The sequence below is a fragment of the Neorhizobium sp. P1_A6 genome (assembly GCF_056406795.1).
This window is the reverse complement of the sequence record NZ_JBFTZM010000001.1, coordinates 48,818-74,680: the sequence shown is the minus strand read 5'-3', so window position 1 is coordinate 74,680 and position 25,863 is coordinate 48,818. Positions and strand designations below refer to the sequence as shown.

Below are 25,863 nucleotides of genomic sequence, written 5' to 3'. Positions count from 1 at the left end.
CAATCAACTCACCTTTGCCGTCATGTAGCGGGTCGCCGGAGCGGTCAGCGCTTCGCCATCCGGCTCGGCGCTCGAAAGGCCGGCCAGGATGAAGAACACAAGGCCGAGATCGACGGTCGGTCCCGCAACCATGGCCCCGATCATCAGGCAGGCGCAGCCGTTGCGCGCGGCAAGCCGGATATCCGAGGTGAAGGTGCGCGGCGTCCCGCGCCGTTTCGAGAATGCCGAAATCGCAAAGAGCGAAAACATGATCGTTCCGGGTATTCCCACATTGGAGAGCAGAGCGAACAGGAAGCTCGACGTGCGGGAGGTACCGAGGCCAACCCCGAGACCGTAGGAATCGAGAAAATTCTGGTATCCATAGGTGTTCCAGGAGCCGCGTTCGACCGCGGAAGACGAGGTGGACTTGCTGAAGATGAGCAGGTCAAAATAGTCGTAGAGCTGTCGGAAAAGCGCATCGTTGAGGGCAATCACCAATGCGACGAGACAAATCAGCGGCAGTGCAAACAACACGACCGACGAACTGTTCCGGGTTCCGGATTGCCCGCCGGAACGGAAGAAGGCGGTGATATACAGGATCACGAAACATAGCGGCAAAGCCAACAGGCCCGCCGACGACGTGGACCGTATTACCAGCAGGGTCGTGACAAGGAAAAGGGCGCCGCTCCATCTCAGGTCGCGCCCGCAGAGCCACAGCGTGCCGGTAAACCCGACTGAGGCGAGGCTGATGCCGGCAAATGCCGACGCCTCCGGCCATGAGCCGACGATACGCTTGACACCGGCGACGACGTCATCATCGTGAAATGTGTATTGCGCGTTGCGGATGTAGAGAAAGACGTCCTGAGCCCCAGTGCCATAGGTCGCGATGTCGAGCAGGGCAAAGAAGGCATTCGCGCCGGCGAATACCAGAACCCCGACGGTAATCGCCCTGAAGCCGGCCATGGTGGATCCGATTGCCAGGATCAGGACATAGGCAAGAAGATCTGCGGAAACGTAGACCGCCTGGGTAAAATTGCTGGAGACCGGCCCCAAAGGCACAGTGCGGCCGGTGGATGGATATTCGGAAACGCCGAGCGGGATGATGTCCGTCATGCGGGCAAACAGGCGCGGCGCGAAAAAACCCAACGCTGTTCCGTAGATCAGCAGACACGCCAGCCAGAACCCGGGCTTGGGGAAGGACAGTGCCTTGAGCGCGATGTTGAACTTGTCTCGATAGGTCAGGACGCTGAGGGCAAGGAATGCGAGAAAAAGGTGCGCCGGCTGGATGTTTGCGGATCCGATCAGGATCGCGGCTGCGGCACCGAAAACGGAAAGGCCGATGAACACGACGATGCTCGTATGGTATCCTGCAAACAGGCAATAGAGCCCCAGAACGAGCGTGAATATTCCGATGGGCTCCAAACTCATGCGCGATACCTGTCGTTGCCAGCGCCCATCAGCCGATCGTTCCGCTATTTGATGCCGGCGAAGGAGATCGTGGGCCGATGGCGGCCGGAGCCGAACCGGCCGTATCGGCGCCTTGCTCCGCCCTCTTCTGCGTTTCGATAATGAAAGTCGGCGTGTCCCTTTTGGCGCCAGGCTTGGCACGGGCGTCGGGGCGCACCTGCGCGACAATCGCCTTCCAGCTCCTCAGGACCGGATCGAAATAGGCTCCCTTGAACGTATTGAATTTCTGCAATGAGGCGTCGCTGTAGCCGGAGATGCCGAACACCGCCTTTTCTCCTCTTTCAGGCCGGTAGGCGGTTCCAAACATCCAGTCGAAGATCGAAAGGTTGGTTCCGAAATTTTTGTCCCAATGGCGCTCGACCTTGCTGTGGTGGATCTGGTGCATGTGGGGGCTGATCAGGAATCGGTCGAACCAACCCAGACTGACCGGAATATGCGAGTGCTTGAGGGGATCGAGCGTCCAGATGGTGAATATCTTGCTCGCCACGGCCCGCAGGGCGACGGCTTCGACGAGGCTGATGCCGAACAGGAACATGAACAGCCCAGCAAATGTGCCGGTGATCACACCGGCGGCGATCCCACCATAGACCAGCGGGAACGAGTGGCCGCGCTTGGATGTCAGGGGGTTGAGGAAGTCGGCCGAGTGATGGACTTTATGCAGCTCCCACAGGGCGGGCACCTTGTGTTCGAGGTAATGCACTAGGTAATCGGCGAACTCGGCGGCAATCAGCATCACGATCGTGCACGAGAACGTCACGACGTAATTGATACCCAGCGGCGAAAAATCGGCAAAGACGGATTGCAGGCCAAAATCCGTCGCGCTGGATACCAGAGCCGTGACCGCGAGCCCTGGGGCGACGAAAACGAGATCCGTCAGCTTTCTCCAGACATAGATGATGACATCCATGTGGAAACTCTTCGATGTGAGCACATTGAAAGGCACGCAGTGTTCGAACATTTCCCTGAATGAAAAGTCCGAGCGGTCTCTCCACAGCAGGAAGAAGAAGCTCAGCAAGCCCGCGCCGAAGAAGATCCCCCACGTGACGGCGAACTGCGGAAAATTCAGAAAATATGCCTGTAGATTTTCCATCGTGATCCCTTTCACTCGTTGCGTGGAGCCGAACGTGCTTCACGTCAGGACGCATTGGGGGACTGTGTATGGTCGCTATGGGTGGCAAGGCATGCAACGCAGCGACGAACTGCCGGACGATCCGTTCCAAGGCTCGTGCCCTATCCGCCCCAAGGCTCGAGCCTTCGCCATGCTTCGTAAGTTACGGCAAAACCCAAGGTCGGTCGTTTTCCGAGCCGAGCCCTAGGTTATCTCCGTATCGCCGGTGGATGGTATCGCGTTGAGCCGTCCTGGCAACAGGATCAAAAGGTTTAAGTCTTGAGCAGCTTTCCATGGGTTTGTTGGGCAAATGGCCGACGATCTGCGGAAGCCAGCCTGTCCATCCTCCGAAAGGCGTATTTTGCAGAACTGCGGAAGGATCGGCTACTTTCGCGCGATCGGGAACAGTGGTTCTGTGAAGCTACTCGGGCTGGCGTCTGTAAAACGCCTAGATCATCCGCTGACCAAGAGTATCGCCCGGTCTTCGAAAAATTTGCTCTTAGTAAATCAAAATCTCTGATACAAAGGGAGGGCAACTGCATGATCATGAAGCATGAAGCCCAATTTTCTCACCGTCTCGGCCAATACCGGCAGCTTGGTTCTCAGGGGCCTGGCTTCACCTATTCGGGTCAACATTCTTCAGCTTCTCCATGATCGCGGCAAGCTCAACGTCAATGAAATCAGCGCGGCCTTGTCGCTGCCGCAGTCGACGGTCGCCGTGAACATTCTGACCCTTGAAGAGGCCGGTCTCATCGAGACCTATTCTGTCAAGGCGACCAAGGGCAATCAGAAGGTCTGCAGCGCCAAATACGACGAAATCATCGTTCGTTTCGATACCGCCGAGAAAGCAACGAGAAACAACCAGATCGAAGTTGCGATGCCTCTGGGCCTCTACACGAGCTGCGAAGTTTCCGCGCCCTGCGGACTTTGCTCGCCAGACGGCGTCATCGGGCTGCTGGATGTTCCGGATTTCTTCCTCGATCCCGGCCGGGTGCAAGCGGCATTGATCTGGTTCGGCCGCGGCAATGTCGAATACAAATTTCCGAACAATGCCAAGCTTGTTAACTCGGCGGTCGAGGCCATCGAATTTTCGATGGAACTTTCATCGGAAGTGCCCGGCACGAACGTCAACTGGCCTTCCGACATAACGCTGTGGATCAACGAGCATCGCATCGGGACCTGGACGTCACCCGGCGACTATGGCGACAAGCGCGGGGTCTATACGCCACAGTGGTGGAAGCTTGAAGGTTCTCAATACGGCAAGCTGAAGACTTGGCGCGTCACCAAGCAGGGATCATTTATCGACGGCGTATCGATCTCCAATATCACTGTCGGCGACATCGGTTTGGCCGAGCATCATTCGATCAGGATGAAAATCGGCATAGAAGAGAATGCCCCCCACCCAGGGGGCATCAACATATTCGGTCGCGGCTTCGGCAACTACGACCAGGACATCATCATGCGGCTCTATCTTGCCTGACGGCGGATGGGGCCTGTACGGGCCGTCTTCGACTTCGGTTTCACAGGGAAGCGCCGAACCGAACGACGCTCCATGACGCCGGGGGGACGGTGATCGTGACACTGTCACTCGTCACCTCTATGTCCTTCAGATCGCGAGGCGCCACGGTGTTCGGCGCATTTTTGGTGTTACTCGCCTTGAGATCATGGTGATGCAGCGAATGTGCTCGCTGCAGCTTTAGCCCGCCGAAGCCGGTTGCCGCGATATCAACCTGCATATCGTCGGAAAGATGCCGGTTCAGGATGAAGAGGGTGACCGTCTTGTTCTCTTCCGAATGCACCGCCGAGAACTTGAGGTACGGAACCGAGTCGATCTTGTCGTACAGGTCTTCCGTGTGAGTGGGGTCGTAATAGCGGGTGGCATAGGTCGGCGTATCGACGCGGGTTCTGAGGACGCTGCCCCTGCCGAGATTGCTGAAGTCCGAGAAGGGCCAAAAGATCGTTTGCCGCCAGGCCGGTCCACCGGTTTCCGTCATGATGGGGGCGATGGCGTTTACAAGCTGGGCGAGGCATCCGGCCTTGACGCGATCGGCGTGATTGAGGAGTGAGATGCATGCGCCGCCGAAGGCAAGCGCATCCTGCATGTCGTATTCCTCCTCCAGGATGGGTGGGGCGACGGGCCAGCCTTCCTTCACGCGGTTATGTTCGCCGCGCCGAGTGCGATACCAGACGTTCCATTCATCGAAGCTCAGCATGATGCGCTTGTGGGAGCGACGTCGCGCCGCGACGGCATCGGCGATCGAAACCACCTCCTCGATAAAGCTGTCCATCAGGTCGGGACTTGCCAGGAACGACGGCGTGTCGTCGGCATAGTTGTTGAGATAGGTGTGCAGCGATATGAACTCGACGTGATCGAACGTGTGTTCGAGGACAATCCTCTCCCATTCGCCATAGGTCGCCATTTTTCGTCCGGAAGATCCGCAGGCCGCCAGTTCGATGGTTGGATCGGTCATCCGCATCATCTTTGCGGTTTCCACCGCGATGCGGCCGTATTCGTCGGCCGTTTTCGCCCCCATCTGCCAGCCGCCGTCCATTTCGTTGCCCAGGCACCAGAATTTGATGTCGTGCGGTTTTTTCCAGCCGTGCTGTTGGCGAAGGTCGGAAAGGTGAGTGCCGGAAGGATGATTGCAGTATTCGAGCAGATGGCGGGCTTCGTCTGGCCCGCGCGTGCCGAGGTTGACGGCCAACATCGGTTCGATACCGGCCACCCGGCACCAGTCCATGAATTCGTTGGTTCCGAAATGATTGGTGTCGACGGATTTCCATGCCAAGTCGAGGCGGCGTGGGCGCTGCTCGACCGGCCCCACTCCATCCTCCCAATTGTAACCGGAAACGAAGTTGCCGCCGGGGTAACGCATGATGGTGGGATTGAGCTCGCGCACGAGCTCCAGGACATCCCGCCTGAACCCCTTTTCGTCGGCCGTCGGATGGCCGGGTTCGAAAATGCCGCCATAGACGCAGCGGCCAAGATGCTCGATGAACGCACCGAACAGACGGTTGTCGGTTTCACCAATGATAAAGTCCCGGTCGAACCGGGCTTGGGCCTTGATCATCTCTCAAATCTCACTTTGCTTCAGGAAACGGGTAATTCGCCGCTAATGCGGCTGCAGCTCTGTCTCTTCGATCGACGAATCCGGCGACGCGCGTGCTTGCTGAGACGCGGCACTGTCGCCGGTCAGCACGCCGCGACCATTCGGGTCGGGGGACAGGATGGCGGACTTCAGGAGCTGCGAGTACGGATGCTGGGGGTTATCAAGGACCGAGCGCGCCTCGCCGCTTTCGACGATTTCACCCTTGCGCATGATGATGATCCTGTCGCTCACGTAATAGGCCGTCGCAAGATCGTGCGTGATGTAGATGATCGAAACCTTGAGATCATCACGCAGGGCACGAAACAGATTGACGATGGACATTCTCAGCGAGGCATCGACCATCGAAACCGGCTCGTCGGCGACAAGCATCGAAGGGCCGGGGATCAGCGCCCGGGCAATCGCCACCCGCTGGAGCTGACCTCCGGAGAGCTCGTGAGGAAACCGCCCGCGCACTTCGGCAATCGAAAGGCCGACATTGTTCAGCGCCTTGTCGGCAACGGCTTCCAGCTGTGCGGATGAACGGGCGTCGGTGAAGTTTCTTGCCGTCATGAACAGATAGCGATCGACGCGTTTCAAGGGATTGAACGCCTCGAAGGGATTCTGGAAGATCGGCTGGACCTCTTTCATGAACTTTCGCCGTGCTCCGGTCCCGCGGATCGAAACCAGGTCCCGCCCCTTGAAGAGGATCGTGCCGGCGCTTGGTCGGACCATGTTGAGGATCATCCTCGCAAGCGTCGTCTTGCCGCTTCCGGATTCGCCGATGATCGTGAAGACTTGAGGCTCATCGCCCTCCAGGCAGAACGATACATTGTCGACGGCCCGGAATTCCTGACGGCCAAGCAGGCCTCCTCGTTTGTAGAGCCTGGAGACGCCGTCGAGCTGCAGAAGAGGAGCCGTCATCGCTCGATCTCCAATTCCTCGGGCTGGTTCGGTTTCTCGTCAGGTGTCGGCAGGACGTCCGAGCTCGCCGCGAAACATGCCACCCTATGATCTTCTGCGAGGGTGGTAAGGGCCGGGTTCTCGTGTCGGCAGATCTCCATCGCCAGTGGGCATCTTGGATGGAAACGGCACCCTTTCGGAGGATCGGCCAGGTTCGGCGGGGTTCCATGAAGCCCATCGCGTGTATGCCTGTCACCGATCGTCGGCAAGCTTGCAATCAGATGGGCCGTATACGGATGCAAGGGATTGGCAAAAACGTCAGCCGTTCGCCCTTCTTCGACAAGACGGCCGGCATACATGATGCCGAGCCTGTCCGTGATGTTTGCATGAACCGTCAGGTCGTGGGTAACGAAGATCATTGACGAGTGGAATTCATGCTGTGTTTCCCGGATCATTGCCAGGACATCTTTCTGGACGACGACATCGAGTGCGGTCGTCGGTTCGTCGGCGATGATGAACTCCGGCCTGCAAAGCGTAGCGAGGGCAATACAAACGCGCTGTCGCATCCCGCCCGACAGTTCGTGCGGATAGGAGCGGAGGATCTCGGGAGCAAGGCGCAGCCGCTCCAGATGGCGCCGCACCTCCTGATCGAATTCGGCGCGTGGCAAATGCATGTGCCGGAATGCGAAATCCTCGAACGTCTTGTGAATGCGACGAACGGGATTGAGCACGTTCATCGAGCCTTGCAGGATGTAGGAGAGGTGGCGCCAGCGAATGGCTGCACGTCGTGCCGGGGGCAATGCATAGAGATCATCGTCGATGAAGCTGTATTTCACCTGCCCGCCAACAATTTCCAACGGGGGCCTGATCGCCGCCGCGATCGCCTTGATGAACGTGGTCTTGCCGCAACTGGATTCGCCCGCAATGCCATAGATCTCGTGCTTGCGCACATGCATCGAGATCCCGTCGACAGCTCTTACTTCGCGGTCGATCCCGAAATATTTCATCCGGTAGTAGGCGCGGAGATTACTTGTTTCCAGGACGTGCGCGTGTCCGTTGCCGGCTGAGACGGGGATCTGCGTCATCAGGAATTCCCCATCCGATCGAGCCGGCTGCGCGGATCGATGTATTCATTCATCGAGATGGCCAGAAGGAAGAGGCCGATGAACGTCAACGTCACGAAGAGGGTGGGAAAGAAGTACCACCACCAGACTCCGGACACCATTGCACTGTGCTGGTTGGCCCAGAAGATCATGCCGCCGACAGTCGGTGTGTCGACATCGGTAAAGCCCAGGACCGCAAGCGTGACTTCGAGCCCGATCGACCAGTTCATGTTATTCATGAAAGTCGAGAAGACGATCGGCAGCACATAGGGCAGATGTTCCTGCGTGACGATCCTCGGCATCGACATGCCGGAAAAAACGCTGGTGTTGGTGAATTCACGGGTTCTGAGGCTTATCATGACTGATCGAATAAGCCGCGCATCATAGGCCCATCCGAGGCCCGCCATGACAAGTGCCAGCACGAACCAGGTCATGTCGTCACGCAACACGAAATAGAGCAGGACCAGAAGCGGGAACAGTGGAATGACGATAAACGTATCGTTGATCGACATCAGGATGCGATCGACGATCCCGCCGACATAACCGGAGATCAGCCCGATCGTCAGGGAGAGTATGCGACTGATGAGCGCTACGATGAAGCCGAAGGTGAGAGTATTGCGGATCGCAAAGGCCAGTTGCCAGAAAATGTCCTGACCGCGCGAATTGGTTCCGAATATATATTCGAGCGATGGTGGCGCATCCAAGGCCACAACGTAGGAGTCGATCGGCTCATAGGGCGAGAAAAAGGAAGCTGCGGCAAGGCCGAGGATGATCGCCATGATCATGCATCCGATCGCGAACTCGCCGTTATAGCGGAACAGGTCTCTGAGGACGGCAATCATTGGCTCACCTGTACGCGCGGGTCGATCAGCGGATAGATGATGTCGATGATGAAGACGGCTGCCGAGACTGCGATGATGGCAATCGAGGTGATGCCCAGTACGAGCGAATAATCGGCGGCGTGGACGGCTTCCACCAGAAGGCGCCCGATCCCCGGGTATCCGAAGACCTGTTCGGTGATCACCGCGCCGTTGAAGATCGCGCCGATCGACATTGCAAGGCCGGTGATCTGTGGCAGGAATGCATTGCGCATGACGTAGGACGTTACGAGCTTTTTGTCCGGTACGCCGGCGAGCGCAGCATAGGTGACGTAGTCGTCGGTCACGATATTCGAGACCAGCGCCCGCATTCCCATGAACCAGCTTCCGACACCGACAAGGATGAGGGAGAGCGAAGGCAGAATGGAGTGCATCAGGACACTGCCCACAAATTGGGGCGTCCATCCAGTCCGAAGGTTCATCTCGTAGCCGCCGCTGCTCGGCAGGATCGGCAAGAGGAATGTGAAGACGATCAACAGAACGAAGGCAACAATATAGTAGGGTACCGGATGGAGCCCCATCATGATCATGCCGAGGACCCGAAGGATGCGATTGCGGCTGTAGTAGCCTGCCAGTCCGCCAAGGACATTCCCAATAAACCAGCTCAATATCGTCGACACTGTAAGCAGACCGATCGTCCATGGGATGGCTCTCCCGATCAGTTCACTCACGGGCGTCGGAAATGCCGATAGCGAGGGGCCGAAGTCGAGCATCGCCAGTCGTCGCCAGAATATGAGATACTCCTCCCACAGATTGTCGCCGACGCCGTAGAGTTCCTTAAGGGACTGCCGAAGAAGCTCAATGGATTCGGGGCTGGAAAAGCCAAATGTGCTCACTTGTGCGACGGCATGCTCGACCGGATCTATCGGCGTGAGATGCGTGATCAGAAACGTGATGCTGATGCCGACAAAAACGACCAGCGCGAACTGTAGGATGCGCTTGGCCACATAGATGGCGTAGGATCGCATTGATGCCTCGTATATCGGGATGAGGTCTCCGCCCGGTGCCTTGGAGGCTCCGGGCGGCAGTTTCTCACTTTGCCGGCTTGGTCGGCTTCAAATTGACCATCATGTATTTAGTGTTGCCCCAGTTGGGGACCGGGTCGGTGTAAGGCTTGGTTGCGAGGCTCGGGAAGCCGGTCCAATACGTCGTGTCCATGGTCGTGAAGACGTTGTAGGCCATGAGCGGAATGATCGGCATCTCTTCGGTGGCCAACTTCAGATAATCGAGACCGAGCTCGACCCCACGCGGATCGTCGAAATCGATGGTGCGGATCTCCTCGATGATCTTGTCCAGCCTCGGTTCAGCCCATCGTTGCCAGTTTCTCGGCGGTTGCACCTTGCCGACGTCGACGACAAACTGGGAATGCCAGCTGTCGAGGAAGAACGACAGGTCCGGGTGGCCGCCCCAGGTCTCGACGCTCCAGCCTATGAAGGTGTCGAAGTCGCCGACACCTCGCCTGTCAATCATCGTTCCCTGGGCGACGTCGATAACCGCATCGATGCCAAAACGCCGCCATTGCTGCGCGATGATCGATCCGGCCCGGGTCATGACCGGCCGGAGATCGCCTTCGACCATGACCTTTACCGAAAATGGCTGCCCGTTCGGCTGAAACCAGCGCTCGCCCTGTTTGGTGAAGCCGGCTTTCTGGAGAAGTTCGGTTGCCGCCTCCGGATCAGGTTTCCACCATCCCTTGCCAAACGCGGTCGCTATATCAGCCGGGTCCGATGGTATCTGGTCCTTGAGGGACGGGCGCAGCATTTCTGCGATCTGCTTGCCTGTCGTCGGGTCGTAGGGCTTGATCTTCCGCTTGCCCGTGTCGAGTTCGAAACCCGTCAGCCACTGTTCCATCGGTTCGAAATAGTATTTCGGATAAAGACCGGTGGGCGGCACGCCGATTGCGGAGATGGTGGCGGCGCCTCGATAGGAAGCCATGCTGACAGCCTTGATGTCGATCAGCAGTGCCAGAGCCCAGCGGACGTCCTTGTTCTGGAATTTTTCCAGCCGATGGTTGAAGATGACCGCAGGCAGGGTCGGGTCAGGATGCGCATAGGGAAACCCCTTGAACCAGCTGACCGAGGACGGCGAGTCCTTGGCAAGCGTGAACATGCCTTCGGGGGACAGATCGTGGATGACGTCGAGACGATGATTGAGCTGCTCGATAACCCGTTTTTCGGGCGGTCCCGGGTCAATATAGGCTAGGTAGCCAGGGCCAGGTTCACCGAACCGGGCGACCGTGGTGCGCTTCCAATCCTCGCGTTTCTTCCAGATGAACCACTTGCCGCCGCGGTCGAAATTGTGGAGCGTATAGGCACCAAGCCCAACCGGCGGGTTGAAGTCGAACTTGAGAACGTCACCGACTTTCTCAAACACATGCTTCGGCATCATCCACATGGCGTTCCAGCGAACCGTGAACAGTGCATGGAAGCGCGAATTGGGCTTTTTGAGCTTGAAGAGCACTTCTGTCGGGCTCTTCTTCTCGATCGCCGCGACGTTGATCTGAACCGGTGCACTCCAGCGCAGGCCGCTGGTCTTCATGTGGGTCTCGATCGTGAACACCACGTCGTCCGCAGTGAACTCCACGCCATCGCTCCAGAAGATGCCGGAGCGGAGCTTCACGGTCATCTCCGTGAAATTCTTGTTATAGATCGGCTTTTCTGTTGCGAGCGAATTGTCCCAGACACCATCGACACCGTGGTCGGGATCGATGTACCAGAAGGTGTCCATCATGTTCTGGTGGAGACCCGTCGTCTGCCCGCCGGCATTGATGGCCCAAATGTTGAACCATCCGGCGTTTTTGATCGTTCCTTCGGGGTTTTCGAGAATCAGCAGCTGTTCTCGGGGTAAATCATTGCTTGGCACTTGCCCAAGCGCCGGCCTGGTCGCGAGAAATGTCCCCGCGAGCCACATAAATGTCCTTCTCGAAAGCATGCCGTATTCCTCCCAGTTTCCAGCGTGCTGATCGGCTACCCGACTAAACGAATACTGCCTGGGCGGTGCGGAAAGTCAACCGTTTTCGTGATTTGTATCACGTTTCGTGATATATTCGGTCGTCCGCCGATGAGCTCGAGACCCGGGAGTTGGCTCGCGAGCGTGGTACGCTGTGCAAAAATCGGCTGCCCCGACTGTCAGTCGTTGGTTACCTTCGGCGATGCCGCGAGGTCTGTCGCCGACTATTCTTATGAAACGCCGGTCTTATGAAACGCCGGTCGAACCCCGCTTGATGAGCTCGCCGGAAATGCGGCGGATGACCGGCGGTTGGCCCGGAGCGCATGAACCGTTCTCCAGCATCGTCACCGCCACGTCGACGATCGTATCGATCGGCTGACGGAACGTGGTTAGATCGTAATGCGGCCAGGCGGCCATGCTTATATCATCGAAGCCTGCGACAGCGATATCTTCGGGCACGCGTACACCGCTTTCCTTAAGCGCGTCGAGGCCACCGGCCGCAAGTATGTCGTTGGCAAAAAAGATCGCGTCAGTTTCTCCTCGCGCAAGAATGTCGAGCGCAGCGGACCTTCCGGCATAGTAGCTGTATTCATTGCCATCGATCAGGGCGGAAAGCGTCATGCCATGCTCGGCGACGCGGGTGATAAAGGCGTTCTGCCGCTCCCGATTGGTTGTTGTGTGCGAAAGGCCTGCGACATAGGCGACGCGACGGCGGCCGATAGCATGAAAATGGTCGGCGATGGCCCGCGCACCCTCGGCATTGTTGCAGATCACACAACTGAGTTCGGTGTCTTCCGCCACGCGGTTGATCAGGATCGCGGCCCTGCCGTCGGTTGCCCATTGCAGCGTCGGGCCGGACAGGATGGTCGCGGAGATGATGATGACCGCATCGACATTGTAGCGCCTCAGCGCCGAAAGCTGCTCCTCGAGATCGGTGCCCCTGGTGATGTTGAACATCAGGCTCTGCAGCCCGATGCGCTGCAGGGCGCGCGATAGCTGCTCGATCAGCGCCGGATAGAACGGGTTCTGCATATCGGAGATGACGATGCCGACGATATTCGTGCGGCTCTTCGACAGCATGCTTGCAATCGCATTGGGATGGTAATCCACGTTCTCGGCAAAACGGACGATCTTTTCCCGTAACTCGGGGGCGATGCTCGCGCCCGGCGTAAAGGCGCGTGAGACCGCCGATTGGCTGACGCCGAGCATGCGGGCGAGTTCACGCGCCGTCATCGGCTTGCGTCTGCTTTTTTCGCTGGCGGTCTCATTCCTGCTCAATGACGGCTCCCCTTGGTTTGGCTGCAACCGATGCGCGCTTCTCACTATGCCTCAAACAGCCGGCCATCAATATGAAAAATTGAGATAGTTCCCGATCTTGCATCCGTATGCAACGCGCGTTAGGTTCGGCATCGGTCGGGAGAACACCCGACCAGACAATCGGATGGTGGAGACGCGGATGTCCAAAGCCCTGGACGGCCTGCGGGTCGTCGATTTTTCGGATACCCTGGCGGGACAGTTTTGCGCGCGGCTGCTGGCGGATTTCGGCGCCGAGGTAATGCTGATCGAACCTCCGGAAGGCTCATCTATCCGGCATATGCCGCCGTTTTCCTTGACCGATCCGACCCTCTCGCTGCGATTTTGGCATCTGAACACCGGCAAAAATTCCGTCGTCATCGATCGGACAGGCACTGGTGGGCAGGAGGTGTTGGACGCCATGCTTTGCGGGGCGGACATCGCCATCCTGCCGGAGGATTTCGATCCCGAGAAGGTCATGCGCCTCAATCCCGCCTGCATCGCGGTCTGTGTCACCGCCTTTGGTTGCGACGGGCCGCTGAAGGAGTGGCGCGGGCCGGAGATCGTTCTTCAGGCCCTGTCCGGGATGATGAACAACAATGGCGCCTACGGGCGGGAACCTCTCTATGGCGTCGGCGAGCGTGCATCCTTTGCCGCAGGGCAGGCGGCCTATATCGGCATCATGACGGCGTTGCACGAACGCCATTCCAGCGGTCTCGGCCAGATCGTGGCGATCGATGCCGCCGAAACCGCTGCGGCCATGTGTTTCCCTTATGTCATGCGTCACATCTATAACGGTTCGATCCATACGAGGCAGGACCAGACGATCCCGGCAGGGCAAGTGAAGTGCCGCGATGGTTGGGTTTGCATCTGGATCTACAATCACCGTTGGCGCGCGGTCTGCACCGCGCTCGATCTGCTCCCTCTGGAAACCGACCCGCGCTTTTCCGAACCCCAGGTGCGGCGGGCAAATTGGGATACCCTTTACGAGATCATCCAGGACAAGGTCGAGAACTGGTCTGCTGAGGACCTGGTGGATCGGCTGCAGAAAGCCCAGGTCATTGCCGCAAAAGCCTATCGTCCATCCGAGCAGATCCATAACCGTCACCTGAACGGCCGACACTATTGGGAAAAGGTCGAGGACCGGCTGATCCTTGGCCCGCCGTTCCGCTTGAGCGCCACGCCGCGCGTGGTCAGATCCGGCGCGCCCGCACTTGGGAAGCTGAAGATCGATCCCGCGGTCTGGGAGGCCAAAAGCCGGCAGCCGCGGCAATCGTCGAGATCTTCAAAAGTGCCGCCGCTCGATGGTCTGAGAGTGATTGAGATCACCACGGCCTGGGCAGGCCCGATGGCGGGCCGGGTCCTTGCCTATTTCGGTGCGCAGTCAATCCATGTGGAATCACCGAACCGCGTGAATTCCTGGCGGCTCAACAAGGAGAGGCCGAACCCGATCAATTTTCCGGATGGCGAACCGGGCGCCCGCCCGTTCGACCGGTCCTTTCTCTTCAACTCGCAGAATGTCAACAAGCTCTCCTGCATCCTCAACCTGAAGACGGAGGAGGGGCGCAGTACGCTGCGCCGGCTCGTCGCCGTCGCCGATATATTGATCTGCAATTTCAGGCCCGGCACGCTCGCAAAACTCGGGCTCGATTACGAAAGCCTCACAGCAATCAAGCCGGACATCATCGTTGCGGAGCTCCCTGCTTTCGGAGGCAGCGGCCCGATGTCGGGATACGCGGCGCTTGGCCCAACCATGGAGATGGCAACCGGCATGTCGGCAATGATGGCCTATCCGGGTGGGCAGCCGGAAAACAGCGGGCCTTCCTACCTCGATCCGATCGGCGGCTTCAACGCGGCTGCGGCGATCCTGACGGCGCTTCATTATCGGGACCGGACGGGCAGGGGCCAGTATGTCGAGGTGCCCCAGGTCGAAGCGGCGATGCAGTTCATCGGCGCGGAACTCCTGCTGGCGGCCGAAAGCGGGGTCGACCCCCTCCCGGATGGCAACCGCGTTGCGAACATGTCGCCGCATGACGCTTTTCCGGCAAGGGGCGAAGACCAATGGGTGGTCATCGCTGCCGAAAACCAGGCGCAATGGCAGGCGCTCTGTTTCGCCATCGGGCACCCTGGGCTCGCAACCGACCCACGGTTCTCCGATCTCGCGGCACGCAAGCGCCATGAAACGGAACTGACTGCGATACTGTCCGAGTGGACTGCTGTGCGAAACAAGCACGCGGTCGCAAGGCTTCTTCAATATGCCGGGGTCGCCGCCGCCCCGGTTGCCAATGCCGCCGATGTCGCCTCCAGCACCTATCTTGCCCATCGGGGGTTCTTCACGGAGCTCAATCATCCGGATGCCGGGCGGCATCGTCATCCCGGCCTGCCGATCCACCTCAGCCGGACGCCGGGCAGCCAGCGCCGCCCGGCCCCGCAGTTCGGCGGAGACAATCGGTACGTCCTCGAAGATATCCTCGCCCTGCCTGCCCTTGAAATCGACCGCGTTTCGGCAGGCGACGTTATGGCCACGGTCCCTTTTCCGGACGGTTGATGGATGGATCAGGACGATATGCCCCCAGTTTTCCCCAGAGATCTGACTGTCGATATCCAGCTCGACAACGACCCGCGTTATGTCGGCACGATCCACGATGATGCCGTCGCCCAGGCGCGGGGTTACAAGGCTGCGCTCATTCCGGGGGCTTTCGTTTACGGTCACATAAGTCGCGTTGCACTGCAGGCCTGGGGAGAGGCCTGGACGGGACGCGGCGGCATGGGTGCTCGCTTTCGCCGGCCCGTCTATAACGGCGATCGTCTCCTCATCCGTGCCGGAATCCTGGAGGGCGACGCAGCCATGCGCCGTGCGCAGGTTTCGGTGACCAACGAGGAGGGAGAAGAGGTGGCCAGCGGCTGGGTCGGCCTGCCTGACGCGGCTCCGGTCGTGCCCGATATATCGGCGTTTGCGCCTATTCCGAGACCGGCGGTTCCCTCGAAAGGCGACGTGGGAAGCCTCCGTCCGGGCATGTCACTGACCACGGCCAACCGGGTGCTGACCCAGGGTGATTTCGAGGCATCTCTGCGCGCTTTCGGAGAGGGCGAACCTTTCTACAAGCGTGAGGGCATCGTCCACTCCGGCTGCGCCATGCGTCTTGCGATGGGAGATGCGCATAATAGTTTCCGGTTTCCCTCGCCGATCGTCTTGACCGAGATCGAGACCCAGCACTTTGCGCAGGTCAGGCCCGGCCAGCGGCTTGCAACGGTAGGGCAGGTCGCCCAGGTCTATCAGCGCAAGGGCAAGCATTATCTGGGGACCGAGGAATTCCTGCTGGCGGATGGGCTTCTCGTCGCGCGCTTTCGGCGCACCCAGATCTATGCCTATGACACTCCCGGCCCATGACTGCCTCAACCATATTTTTTGGAAAGCAGCGCTTGCATACGGATGCAAACTGCGCAATGCTGCAATGACGGAAGAGGGTGACGGCATCAAGTCGGTCACATGATCGATGCGGCCGGGGAGGGGCGTACGATGTCAGCGAACTGCATGTCGGCATCGGGCTAACGGCCATTATGGACGGACATGGCTCCTATCGAGATTTTGGGACCGGCTTTGACCGGGTGATTTCGTTTTAATGAGGTGCGCAGTGGCGACGGCGACGACGATCAAATCCATCGAGGCTTTCCAGGTTAGCTGGGAACCGAACGAGCCGCCGGGTCGGCGTAGCGCCATCGTCCGCGTGACGACCACCGACGGCATTGTCGGGCACGGAGAGGCCTCGCCGATGATGGGTGGCGAACACTCGCTCGGGGTGGTTCGTGATTTTGCATCTTCGCTGGTTGGCGTTGACGCTCTGGACCATGCGGTCCTCTACGACAAGCTGCTGCATAAATATGTGAAGCTTGGCCCGGAAGGGGCCGTCACCGGTGCGCTCGCGGCCCTCGATATTGCGCTCTGGGACATCAAGGGCAAATATTTCGGCCAGCCGATCTTCAAGCTGCTCGGCGGTGGTTGGCGCACGGAAATACCGTTCTATGCCTCGATCGGGGGAAATGCCGGACGCACCGTCGACGAGACCGTGAAGGCGGTCGAGGCGCGCTGGAAATCCGAGACGCCCGCTGCCATCAAGATCCGCTGGGACGGCGACCGCACTCGGCAGGACTATGACATTCCGGGCGATATCGCCAAGGCCAAGGCAGTGCGCAAGCTGGTCGGCGACGATTTCCCGCTCGCCTTCGACGCCAACAATCAATATTCGGTCGGTGGAGCGATCCGGGTGGGCCGGGCTTTGGAGGAGCTCGGTTACCTCTGGTTCGAGGAACCGGTCCAACACTATAACGTGCGCGCGATGGGAGAGGTCGCGCAGCGTCTGGACATCACCGTGTCGGCGGCGGAGCAGACCTACACCACCCAGGCACTGATCGACATCATCAATGCCGGTGTCCGCATGGTGCAGCCGGACATCATCAAGATGGGCGGCATCACCGGGCTGATGCAATGTGCTGCGATCTGCTACGCATACGGCGTCGAACTGGTGCCGCATCAGACCCAGCCGACCATCGCGCACGCTGCCAACCTGCACGTTCTGGCAACCATCATGCATCTGACGAAGCCGGCGGAATTCGCCGATCCGTCGACGCGCATGCATGGCGCGTTTGCCAATCCGCCAAAACCGTCAAATGGAAAATTCGAAGTTCCGAGCGGTCCGGGTCTCGGTCTGGTGATCCACGACGCCGAATTGGACAAACGGCGAAGCTGAAAAGCGAAGCTTGTCTTTGGGAGGAGATAATGAGCTTGAACAGAAGAGAATTTCTTGAACTGGCGGCAGCCGCCACGGCGCTGAGCGCGACGGGTATCCCCAGCACCGCCAATGCCCAGAAGAGCACCGATGTCATTCGGATCGGCATTGCTGCGGGCGGCCCCCGCACCAGCGACCCCAACTTCACCACACAGGGTTCCGACAACTGGGCGACGGAGCAGATGTACGAACAACTCGTCCGGCCGGAAGATGGCGATTTCGCCACGACGCCCGACAAGTACGTGCCGACGCTCGCGACCGAATGGAAATCGTCGTCGGACGCCAAGACCTGGACTTTCAAGCTGCGTCAGGGCGTGCAGTTCCACAAGGGTTACGGTGAGATGACGTCGGAGGATGTCGTCTTCTCCTACAAGCGCGCTATGGCCGATGGCACCAATAAGACCATCATGTCGAATGTCGCGGATGTGGTCGCAAAGGGGTCGTACGAGGTCGACGTCGTCCTCAAGACGCCGGACGTGAACCTGCTGGGTACGACGATCTTTTCCAACAATACCTCGATCGTTTCGAAGAAAGCCTTCGACAAGATCGGTGCCGAGAAATTCATGACGGATGCGGTGGGAACCGGTCCCTATGAACTCACCCGTTTTGACAGCGAATGGGGCGAAGCCATGAAGCGCCACGAGGGCTATTGGGGAACCAAGGCGAAGATCGCCGGCGTCGAATGTGTTTTCATCGCCGATACCACTGCCCGGACACTGGCGCTTCTCTCCGGCAATGTCGACATGATCGAGGCCGTCCGCGCGCCTGGCTGGGTGGATTCCATGCTCCAGCGTGACCCGACCCTGCAATTCGACATGACGCAGCCGGGGTCGTTCAACACGCTCCACATCAACCTGAAACGCAAGCCTTTCGATAACCTCAAGGTCCGCCAGGCGTTGATGTATGCGATCGACCGTCACGCTGTCGCCGACGCGCTGAAGCCGATGGGCGGGTTCATGGCCGGTCTGCAGCCGGACTTTTTCCCGGCCGGTTTCAAGACGGAGGACCTGCCGCCGGAATTGCAGTACAAGCCCGATCCGGCAAAGGCGAAGGCGCTGCTGGCGGAAGCGGGTTTCCCCAACGGCTTCGATTTCGACAGCAATTGCAGCCAGCGCGAAGACTATGCGTCGACGATGCTGATCGTGCAGGAACAGCTGCGCGGTGTTGGCATGCGCATGAACCTGAAGATCGGCGATCATACCGCCTATCACGCCGATAATCGCAGCGACAAGAATACGCTTGCGATGCACTCGTCCAGTTATCCGCCGATCCCGACCCAGCTCTATTTCCAGCAGCTTTCGTCGAAATCGGAAGCCAAGCCGGATGGCAAGGGCGGCGGTGCCTATAGCCACTACGGTGTGGTGATGCCGGGTATCGACGATCTGCTGAGCCAGGCCCTGCAGGCGACCGACTACAACACCTATCTCGAACTCTGCAAGAAGATCGAGCTGCAGGTCCTGCGAGATCTGCCGCTGATCGCGCTATCGAGCCTTTCCTTCACCGTGGCTCGCAACAAGCGCGTCAACCTCGGCTATCCGGTCAAGAGCGGTTACGCCCGCTGGCGTTTCCATCGCGCCACCAAGACCGCCTGACGTCGTCGATCGAGTTCCAAATCCGCCATCCCCCGCAAGCGCGTCGCACTTGCGGTGGATGGCGTTTTGCTGCTCGGAACATGACGGCAATCCGTCCTGAGACTTGCCGTGACGCGCCGTCAGGCCGGGATCGCCGGAGACGGCCTGGTGAGCGGGATGGGAAACGGCTTTGCGAAATGACAGGCCGCCAATTGGCCCGGTGCGACTTCGCGCAGCGGCGGTCGCTCGACGCTGCAGATCTCCTGGCGGATCGGGCAACGGGTATGGAAACTGCAGCCTGGCGGAACGCGTTTGGGGCTCGGGACGTCGCCTTCCAGAATGATGCGCTTGCCCTTGCGTTCGGGATCCGGTTCAGGCGCTGCCGATAACAGCGCCTGCGTATAGGGATGCTGCGGCATCCCGTAGATCTGTTTCTTCGGCCCGATCTCGACGATCCGGCCAAGATACATGACCGCCACGCGATCGGCGATGTGGCGAACGACAGCAAGGTCATGGGCGATGAACAGGAAGGAGAAGTTCTTCTTCCTTTGAAGGTCCTGCATCAGGTTGATGATCTGCGCCTGGACGGAGACATCCAGAGCGGAGACGGGTTCGTCGGCCACGATGAATTTCGGATCGACCGCGATCGCGCGTGCAATGCCGATGCGCTGGCGCTGGCCGCCGGAAAACTGCCGCGGGTTGCGGTCCATGAAGCTCGGGGAAAGTCCCACCTGGTTCATCAGGTCTGCAACGCGTTCCCGCCGGTCGCGCCGGGACCTGACCAGGCCGAACACATCCAGCGGCTCGGCAATGATCTGGGCCACCGTGCGACGGGGGCTGAGCGAGCCGTAAGGGTCCTGAAAGATCATCTGCAGGTGGCGGCGCATGTCGCGCATCTGTGCGGGCGCCAGCCCGGTCAGCTCGGTATTGTCGAAATGGACCCTGCCGGCTGTGGGATCGATCAGCCGCAGCAGAAGGCGGCCGAGGGTGGATTTCCCGCAACCGGATTCGCCGACAAGCGCCAGCGTCTCGCTGTGATTGACCGAGAAGGAACAGCCGTCGACGGCACGCACCTCGTCGGCCCGCTTCCCGAGGCTGAAGCCGAGGCCGGAACCGAACGTCTTGCCGAGGTCTTCGACGCGAAGGATGGGATCGGTCATTGCAGGGATCTCTCCTTCTTTTTTGCATCCGCCTGCCCGGCGGTCACCCAGCATGCCGCCCGTTGGTCCGGTCCGAAGGAGAACATCGGCGGCATTTCCCTGGCGCATTTCTCGATGCGCAAGGAACATCGCTCGTAGAAAGGACAGCCTGTCTTGATCGATCCGGCCAGCGGCACTGATCCCGGGATCTGGTAGAGACGATCGCGGTCGTCGTCGAGCCGCGGGATCGATTGCAACAATCCCCGCGTATAGGGGTGACTGGGCGTGCGGAAAATCGAAAGGACATCCGCTTCCTCGACAACCCTGCCGGCATACATCACCACCACCCGCTCGCAGACATCCGCAATAACGCCGAGATCGTGCGAAATCAGCAGCACCGCGGTGTTCAGCGTGCGACGCAGCTTGTGCATCAGGTCGAGAACCTGTGCCTGGATGGTTACGTCGAGCGCCGTCGTCGGTTCGTCGGCGATCAGTAGTTTCGGATTGCAGGCCAATGCCATGGCGATCATCACGCGTTGACGCATTCCGCCGGAGAACTGATGCGGATAGGAATCCACGCGCCCGGCCGGATCCGGTATGCCGACTAGTCCCAGCATTTCGATGACACGCGCGCGCCTTTGCTCGCTGGTCATTGCTTCGTGGAGCATGACCGCCTCGCCGATCTGGTCGCCGATCTTCATGACCGGGTTCAGCGAACTCATCGGCTCCTGGAAGATCATCGCGATGTCCCGACCGCGGATTTCGGGCATTTTCGAGCGCGGGAGGTCGAGCAGGTTGACCCCGTTGAATTCGATACGGCCTTGCACGATGCGTCCCGGCGGTTCGGAGATCAGCCGCAGGATGGAGAGCGAGGTGATCGACTTGCCGGATCCGGATTCCCCGACGATTCCGACCGCCCCTCCGGGTGGGATTTCGAAACTCACGCCATCGACCACCCGGATCGGGTTGGCCTTCGGGCCGAATTCGACGGCAAGATTGTCGACCTTCAGGAGGGGTACCGTCATTCGGAGATCTCCGGATCGAGCACGTCTCGCACAACGTCGCCCAGAAGGTTGAACGAGAGGACGACGCAGGTGATAGCGAAGCCGGCGCCGATAATCGGCCATGGCGAACCGAAGAGATTGTTGAGGCCGTCGCGGATAATATTGCCCCAGCTCGGGTTCGGCGGTTGGGTGCCGATGCCAAGGAAGCTCAGCGATGCCTCAAGGCGGATCGCGGAGGCGACCCAGAGCGTCATCAGGACCACGATCGGTGCTGCGATATTGGGAATGACGTGACGGAAGATGATGACCGGCGTGCGCAGGCCGATCGCCGTGGCCGCCTCGATATAGGGCTCCTGCTTGACCGCGAGCGTCGAAGCGCGCGCCACGCGGGCGAAGCCGGGAATGAAGGCGACGGTGATGACTGCTATGACGTTCCAGAAGCCGCCACCCAGCACCGCCGCAATCATGATGGCGAGCAGCAGTTCGGGAAAAGCCAGCAGCAGGTCGATCAGGCGCGAGATCACCCGATCGATAATGCCGCCGAAATACCCTGCGACGACGCCGAGGACAGTCCCGCAGATCGCCGCCAGTACCGGAGAAATCAGGCCGAAAATCAACGAATTGCGGGAGCCGTGGATCATTCTCGAGAGCACGTCGCGTCCGAACTGGTCGGTGCCGAGCCAGTTGCTGGCAGAGGGGAGCCGGTTGATCTTGAGGATACTCTGGGCAAGCGGATCATATGGCGCGAGGAGCGGCGCGAAGATCGCCACTACAATAAAGATCAGCACGACCATGAACGCTATGATGGTCGAGGGGCGCGAGAACAACGTATAGCCGATCTGGCTGAGCGGCTTCGGTTCCGGGGCAAGCAAGGGTGAGGAGAGCTGCGAGTTTTCGGTGGTGACGACCATTTACTGCACCCGGATTCTGGGATCGACGACGATGTAAACGAGATCCATCAGGAGGTTGATGAGCACGACGAACAGCGCGAAAATCACAACACCGCCCTGGATGACCGCGTAGTCACGTTCAGCTATGGCGCTGATGAGCAGCTTGCCGATCCCCGGCCGGTTGAAAACCAGTTCGATCGCGACAGACCCGGACAGGGTCGCAAGCATGCTGAGGCCGATACCTGTGGTGAGCGGAAGCATCGCATTGCGCAGGCCGTGCCGGTAGATGACCCGACGTTCCCGTGCGCCCTTGGCACGTGCGGTGCGGATATAGTCCTTGCCGAACACCTCCAGCAGAGAGGTTCGCGTCAGTCGTCCGATGAACGCGGCCTTGACCATGGCGAGCGTTAAGGCCGGCAGGAAGACGTGATGCATGCGGTCGACAAAACCTTCGCCGCCGCCATTGATCGGAAATAACCCCATGTTCAGCGAAAAGGTGATCAACAGCAGGGCGCCGAGGTAAAAGTCCGGCACGGCATAGCCCAGTAGCGAGAAACCGCGAACGGCGGCGTCCGGTGCCTTGTTCCTGTGTGTCGCGGCCAGCACGCCGAGTGGAATCCCGACGCCGACCCCCATGATCATGGCGACGATCGTCAACTCGATCGTATAGGGCAGGTTATAGGCAATCAGCCTGAGCACCGACTGGTTGTTCATCAGCGACGTGCCGAAGTCGAGCGTCAGCATCCCCCACAGGAAGCTGAAATATTGCATCCACAGCGGGGCGTTGAGCCCCATCCGCTCGCGGAAGATTTCCAGCTGTTCGGGTGTTGCCATGTCCCCCAGGGCCGCGATCGCCGGGTCGCCGGGCAAGATGCGCATGGCGATGAAGACGAGCGTCAGCACAAGCAGAACCGTGGGAATGGCATCGGCCAGTCTCAGCAGCAAATATCGCGCCATGGTGTGTTCCTCCTCCCTGGTCGCGGTTCCGATCCTGCCTCCTCGCATTCCGGAACACGCTATTTTCACGCAGCAAACCGCCGACAGCCAGCCTCAATTTTGTAACGACGTGAAATAAGGCTCATTGGACAGGTTCGGCTGCAATCCCGGCGACAGACAAGAGCGCCCATTTTGCCGAAAGCTGACGAAATATTGCAGATGATATCGCGATTGCGTGTAGCTGCCCGGCACGGTGGCGGCAAAACCTCCGGCCTGGTCCTTCATCGGAAGCGACTTCCACCGTTCTGCCTGGTTGATGTGACGGTAGTGCAGGGTCGGTTCACCTTCCGCCTTTCCATCGAACCGGACTTCGAAATCGGCGCCCGGCTTGAAGGTCGGCGCACCGGTCACGCCGGAGGGGCGGGACAGAACCGGAAAACGTGCCTCCAGCGCGGCGATTGCCGCTGCGGCCTTCGGGCTTGCCTCAACGCTCTCATAGCAACCGCCGCCGCGGAGCGACTCCAGATCGGCCACTTCCGCCTGCATTTCCGGCAACCTTGAATGCCAGGATCCACGCAGCCATGATTGCGGACCATAGGTAAGGTCATCGGCGTAAAGATCGCGCGAGATATCGGCGATCTTTTCCCACGCCATCAGCGAACGTCTTGCATGGTCGATAACGCGGTCCATCAACGGCGTGACCTTGGTGGCGACGAACAGTTCAGCCCAGCATGCTGCCCGGAAGCGCTCCGCAAAAAACCGCGCCAGCCCGGCGCAGATCCGGATATCGACGAGCATTCTCTGGACGGCAATCCTGCCGAAGCTGGACGCGCTGTTGGCCTTCAGGACTTCGCTTTCGCCGCCATTTGCCATCTCGTCCAGCCAATCGGCGACATCCAGCGGGGTAAAGCGATGCGACGGTTCTCCGGCGAGCAGCAGTTCGGCATATTCACGCGCATTGGCAAACAGCGTCGGATCGAATGTCGGTGCATTGCCGAACCGAACCGGACCTTCCATGTCGAAGCCATAGGCGCGTCGACCGGAGCCTTCGACGAGCGCAAGGTTGGTGTAGACCTCCGGCCAGTAGTGGTTGTTCGAGGCGGATGGCCCATGCGCGAGAGTGACCAGCGGCAGAACACGGCTTGCCCAGGACATGCCTTTTTCGCATTCCTCGGCGGCATCGCCGCAGACCTGCTGGAGATAACGCATCCAGCTTTCGCGCGGCGCATCGGGGTTGTAGAGCAACCGACCCCAGACCCGATATTGATAGTCGTATTTCTGCCAATCGTACCGCGTGGCATAGCCCTGTTTCTGGTAGTTGAAGCGTCCGCCCGGAATGCCTGTCCCCATGCGGCCCTTGAAGCCCAGCGGCTCGCACCATTCCACGCCGTCCGACCCGGCAAACATCGAGCTGCGGCCGTAACCCGCTGCAAATTCGGGATCTCCCCACAGGAGCACGCGCTGCGTGCCAGGCCAGATGCGGTAGATGACCTTGTAGTCCTTGTCGGCCGTCAGCAGATCGCCATACGAGTAACGCAGGAATTTTCGCGACCCCTCACTCAGTTGCTCCCGTTCGCTGCGAGCAACCTCCGGCGGGTATTCCTTCTCGCGGATTGCCGATTGGTGGTAGGGCGGTCCCATATGCTCCGCGAGATATTTTGGCGAGGCGGCGATCGGCATGCCGCTGTCACGGGCAATCCCGATCATCTTGTGGTCGAGACCCTTGCCGTGCATGTCGATTTCGACGGGCCGGCCGGCAGCCGCAACGCCGGCGAACGCGTCCTCCCAAAAACCGTATTCGCCCTCGGCGATGCCGCCTTCCACATGCACCCGAAAGGTAAGGCCGGTGATTTCCGGTACTTCCTTCAGAAGCGTGGTGATCGCGTCGCGGCAATAGGGTGCGAGATTGTCTTTGGTGACGCCGCGGACGGTATAGTTGGCGCGTGGTACGTCATCGAAATCATATCGCTGGGTCCACAGCGCAAGCTGGAATTCAAGGCCGCGCCTGGCGGCTTCCCGGCCGATGAATTTGAGCATGTCGAGGTTGCGCTCGCGCTCGTCCTCCGGCAGTTCCACCACCTTCACGTCATGGCCTGGAAGGTCGAGCAGATATGGATAGGGGAAATAGAAGTAGACGTCGGTGATCCAGGGGTTGTGATAAGGGTAGTTGTATCCGAAGCCGAGCGCGAGCGAGAAACGGTTGAAACGATTTGTCGCGAGCATCGAGAGATAATCGCGCCACTGCTGGCGGTCGTAAAACCAGACCTTGTCTTCCTGTTCGCTGCAAAACATCCGGCTCATGCTGCGCACGCGGGCGGATGGCCGCTCGACAAGGGGATAGGTTCCCTCGAAGAGATCCACTCCGGACGCAAACTGCACACGGTCGGCGAGTTCGGTCAAAGCGAAGACCAGTCCGCCGATGTCGGAGCCCCAGGCCGAGATGCGATCACCTTGCCGGGTAAGAACGAAGCTCTCCGGTGTCTCCGGCAGGTCGACCGCCATGTCGGGGCTCCCGGGGAGACCGGCTCCGGAGACGGTGATGATCGTTCCCGATTGTGCGGCGCTTGCGATTTGAGCCTGCACATTGCGGCGGGCAAGGGCCGCCTGCAGTTCGGTCGCCGCCCAACGGACCGGATGAAGCGCGGCGTCATCCGCATCAGGCAGAACAATGGTGACCGAAGTCGGTGCAGTCATAACGTCATCCTTAGAATATGAAACCATTCGTCGTTGAATGCGGCGGCAATTGCCTGCGCTCCGCGGCCTTCGCCGT

19 protein-coding genes are annotated in these 25,863 nt (G+C 59.7%); 5 read left to right on the top strand and 14 right to left on the bottom strand.

Annotated features, from left to right (window positions below):
* Positions 1-3 precede the first annotated feature (3 nt).
* Positions 4-1,407, bottom strand: coding sequence for a hypothetical protein (locus tag AC1D3C_RS00310; protein WP_477481500.1), 1,404 nt, complete (start codon positions 1,405-1,407; stop codon positions 4-6).
* Between the two features lie 28 nt (positions 1,408-1,435).
* Complete coding sequence (locus tag AC1D3C_RS00305; protein ID WP_477481499.1) at positions 1,436-2,551, bottom strand: sterol desaturase family protein; 1,116 nt, start codon at positions 2,549-2,551, stop codon at positions 1,436-1,438.
* 556 nt (positions 2,552-3,107) lie between these two features.
* Between AC1D3C_RS00305 and AC1D3C_RS00300 the strand changes: the two genes are divergently transcribed.
* Entirely contained in the window at positions 3,108-4,034 is a 927-nt protein-coding gene (locus AC1D3C_RS00300) for an ArsR/SmtB family transcription factor (protein WP_477481498.1), read from the top strand.
* 40 nt (positions 4,035-4,074) lie between these two features.
* On the opposite strand, the gene arfA is transcribed toward AC1D3C_RS00300, so the two are convergent.
* From arfA to AC1D3C_RS00265, 7 genes are all read right to left on the bottom strand, one after another.
* Positions 4,075-5,622 carry an arabinosylfuranosidase ArfA gene (arfA, locus tag AC1D3C_RS00295; RefSeq protein ID WP_477481977.1) on the bottom strand — a complete coding sequence of 516 codons (1,548 nt, stop codon included), beginning with the start codon at positions 5,620-5,622 and terminating at the stop codon, positions 4,075-4,077.
* Between the two features lie 45 nt (positions 5,623-5,667).
* Positions 5,668-6,564, bottom strand: a complete 897-nt coding sequence (locus tag AC1D3C_RS00290; protein WP_477481497.1) for an ABC transporter ATP-binding protein — start codon at positions 6,562-6,564, stop codon at positions 5,668-5,670.
* On the bottom strand, positions 6,561-7,628 hold the full coding sequence (locus AC1D3C_RS00285; protein ID WP_477481496.1) for an ABC transporter ATP-binding protein: 1,068 nt from the start codon (positions 7,626-7,628) through the stop codon (positions 6,561-6,563). Before AC1D3C_RS00285 ends, AC1D3C_RS00290 begins: the two co-directional genes overlap by 4 nt.
* Positions 7,628-8,488: an ABC transporter permease gene (locus AC1D3C_RS00280; protein WP_477481495.1), complete on the bottom strand. Its 861-nt coding sequence runs from the start codon at positions 8,486-8,488 to the stop codon at positions 7,628-7,630. The genes AC1D3C_RS00285 and AC1D3C_RS00280 overlap by 1 nt, the downstream gene beginning before the upstream one ends.
* Entirely contained in the window at positions 8,485-9,492 is a 1,008-nt protein-coding gene (locus AC1D3C_RS00275) for an ABC transporter permease (protein WP_247135161.1), read from the bottom strand. Before AC1D3C_RS00275 ends, AC1D3C_RS00280 begins: the two co-directional genes overlap by 4 nt.
* 64 nt (positions 9,493-9,556) lie before the next feature.
* Complete coding sequence (locus AC1D3C_RS00270; protein WP_477481494.1) at positions 9,557-11,455, bottom strand: ABC transporter substrate-binding protein; 1,899 nt, start codon at positions 11,453-11,455, stop codon at positions 9,557-9,559.
* A gap of 264 nt (positions 11,456-11,719) precedes the next feature.
* On the bottom strand, positions 11,720-12,751 hold the full coding sequence (locus tag AC1D3C_RS00265) for a LacI family DNA-binding transcriptional regulator (protein ID WP_162182364.1): 1,032 nt from the start codon (positions 12,749-12,751) through the stop codon (positions 11,720-11,722).
* Between the two features lie 178 nt (positions 12,752-12,929).
* On the opposite strand from AC1D3C_RS00265, the gene AC1D3C_RS00260 reads away from it, so the two are divergent.
* From AC1D3C_RS00260 to AC1D3C_RS00245, 4 genes are all read left to right on the top strand, one after another.
* Positions 12,930-15,314 carry a CaiB/BaiF CoA transferase family protein gene (locus AC1D3C_RS00260; protein ID WP_477481493.1) on the top strand — a complete coding sequence of 795 codons (2,385 nt, stop codon included), beginning with the start codon at positions 12,930-12,932 and terminating at the stop codon, positions 15,312-15,314.
* A 3-nt stretch (positions 15,315-15,317) separates the two neighbouring features.
* Positions 15,318-16,157, top strand: coding sequence for a hypothetical protein (locus tag AC1D3C_RS00255; RefSeq protein ID WP_477481492.1), 840 nt, complete (start codon positions 15,318-15,320; stop codon positions 16,155-16,157).
* Positions 16,158-16,401: 244 nt separating this feature from the next.
* Positions 16,402-17,514, top strand: a complete 1,113-nt coding sequence (locus AC1D3C_RS00250) for a mandelate racemase/muconate lactonizing enzyme family protein (protein ID WP_477481491.1) — start codon at positions 16,402-16,404, stop codon at positions 17,512-17,514.
* A 35-nt stretch (positions 17,515-17,549) separates the two neighbouring features.
* Positions 17,550-19,145: an ABC transporter substrate-binding protein gene (locus AC1D3C_RS00245; RefSeq protein WP_477481490.1), complete on the top strand. Its 1,596-nt coding sequence runs from the start codon at positions 17,550-17,552 to the stop codon at positions 19,143-19,145.
* A gap of 119 nt (positions 19,146-19,264) precedes the next feature.
* On the opposite strand, the gene AC1D3C_RS00240 is transcribed toward AC1D3C_RS00245, so the two are convergent.
* The 5 genes from AC1D3C_RS00240 to AC1D3C_RS00220 form a co-directional block, all read right to left on the bottom strand.
* Positions 19,265-20,284, bottom strand: a complete 1,020-nt coding sequence (locus tag AC1D3C_RS00240) for an ABC transporter ATP-binding protein (RefSeq protein WP_477481489.1) — start codon at positions 20,282-20,284, stop codon at positions 19,265-19,267.
* Positions 20,281-21,288 (bottom strand): ABC transporter ATP-binding protein, encoded by a 1,008-nt coding sequence (locus AC1D3C_RS00235; RefSeq protein WP_477481488.1) that lies wholly within the window; start codon positions 21,286-21,288, stop codon positions 20,281-20,283. Before AC1D3C_RS00235 ends, AC1D3C_RS00240 begins: the two co-directional genes overlap by 4 nt.
* On the bottom strand, positions 21,285-22,178 hold the full coding sequence (locus tag AC1D3C_RS00230) for an ABC transporter permease (RefSeq protein WP_040125407.1): 894 nt from the start codon (positions 22,176-22,178) through the stop codon (positions 21,285-21,287). The genes AC1D3C_RS00235 and AC1D3C_RS00230 overlap by 4 nt, the downstream gene beginning before the upstream one ends.
* Positions 22,179-23,114 carry an ABC transporter permease gene (locus AC1D3C_RS00225; protein ID WP_040125405.1) on the bottom strand — a complete coding sequence of 312 codons (936 nt, stop codon included), beginning with the start codon at positions 23,112-23,114 and terminating at the stop codon, positions 22,179-22,181.
* A 93-nt stretch (positions 23,115-23,207) separates the two neighbouring features.
* Positions 23,208-25,787: a hypothetical protein gene (locus AC1D3C_RS00220; RefSeq protein ID WP_477481487.1), complete on the bottom strand. Its 2,580-nt coding sequence runs from the start codon at positions 25,785-25,787 to the stop codon at positions 23,208-23,210.
* Positions 25,788-25,863 lie beyond the last annotated feature (76 nt).

Excerpts from the sequence above, each read along its gene's own strand:
- AC1D3C_RS00270 (WP_477481494.1), bottom strand. The coding sequence starts at position 11,455 with ATGCTTTCGAGAAGGACATTTATGTGGCTCGCGGGGACATTTCTCGCG.
- AC1D3C_RS00230 (WP_040125407.1), bottom strand. The coding sequence starts at position 22,178 with ATGGTCGTCACCACCGAAAACTCGCAGCTCTCCTCACCCTTGCTTGCC.
- AC1D3C_RS00240 (WP_477481489.1), bottom strand. The coding sequence starts at position 20,284 with ATGACCGATCCCATCCTTCGCGTCGAAGACCTCGGCAAGACGTTCGGT.
- AC1D3C_RS00275 (WP_247135161.1), bottom strand. The coding sequence starts at position 9,492 with ATGCGATCCTACGCCATCTATGTGGCCAAGCGCATCCTACAGTTCGCG.
- AC1D3C_RS00310 (WP_477481500.1), bottom strand. The coding sequence starts at position 1,407 with ATGAGTTTGGAGCCCATCGGAATATTCACGCTCGTTCTGGGGCTCTAT.
- AC1D3C_RS00280 (WP_477481495.1), bottom strand. The coding sequence starts at position 8,488 with ATGATTGCCGTCCTCAGAGACCTGTTCCGCTATAACGGCGAGTTCGCG.
- AC1D3C_RS00290 (WP_477481497.1), bottom strand. The coding sequence starts at position 6,564 with ATGACGGCTCCTCTTCTGCAGCTCGACGGCGTCTCCAGGCTCTACAAA.
- AC1D3C_RS00285 (WP_477481496.1), bottom strand. The coding sequence starts at position 7,628 with ATGACGCAGATCCCCGTCTCAGCCGGCAACGGACACGCGCACGTCCTG.
- AC1D3C_RS00225 (WP_040125405.1), bottom strand. The coding sequence starts at position 23,114 with ATGGCGCGATATTTGCTGCTGAGACTGGCCGATGCCATTCCCACGGTT.
- AC1D3C_RS00220 (WP_477481487.1), bottom strand. The coding sequence starts at position 25,787 with ATGACTGCACCGACTTCGGTCACCATTGTTCTGCCTGATGCGGATGAC.
- AC1D3C_RS00255 (WP_477481492.1), top strand. The coding sequence starts at position 15,318 with ATGGATCAGGACGATATGCCCCCAGTTTTCCCCAGAGATCTGACTGTC.
- AC1D3C_RS00260 (WP_477481493.1), top strand. The coding sequence starts at position 12,930 with ATGTCCAAAGCCCTGGACGGCCTGCGGGTCGTCGATTTTTCGGATACC.
- AC1D3C_RS00235 (WP_477481488.1), bottom strand. The coding sequence starts at position 21,288 with ATGACGGTACCCCTCCTGAAGGTCGACAATCTTGCCGTCGAATTCGGC.
- AC1D3C_RS00300 (WP_477481498.1), top strand. The coding sequence starts at position 3,108 with ATGAAGCCCAATTTTCTCACCGTCTCGGCCAATACCGGCAGCTTGGTT.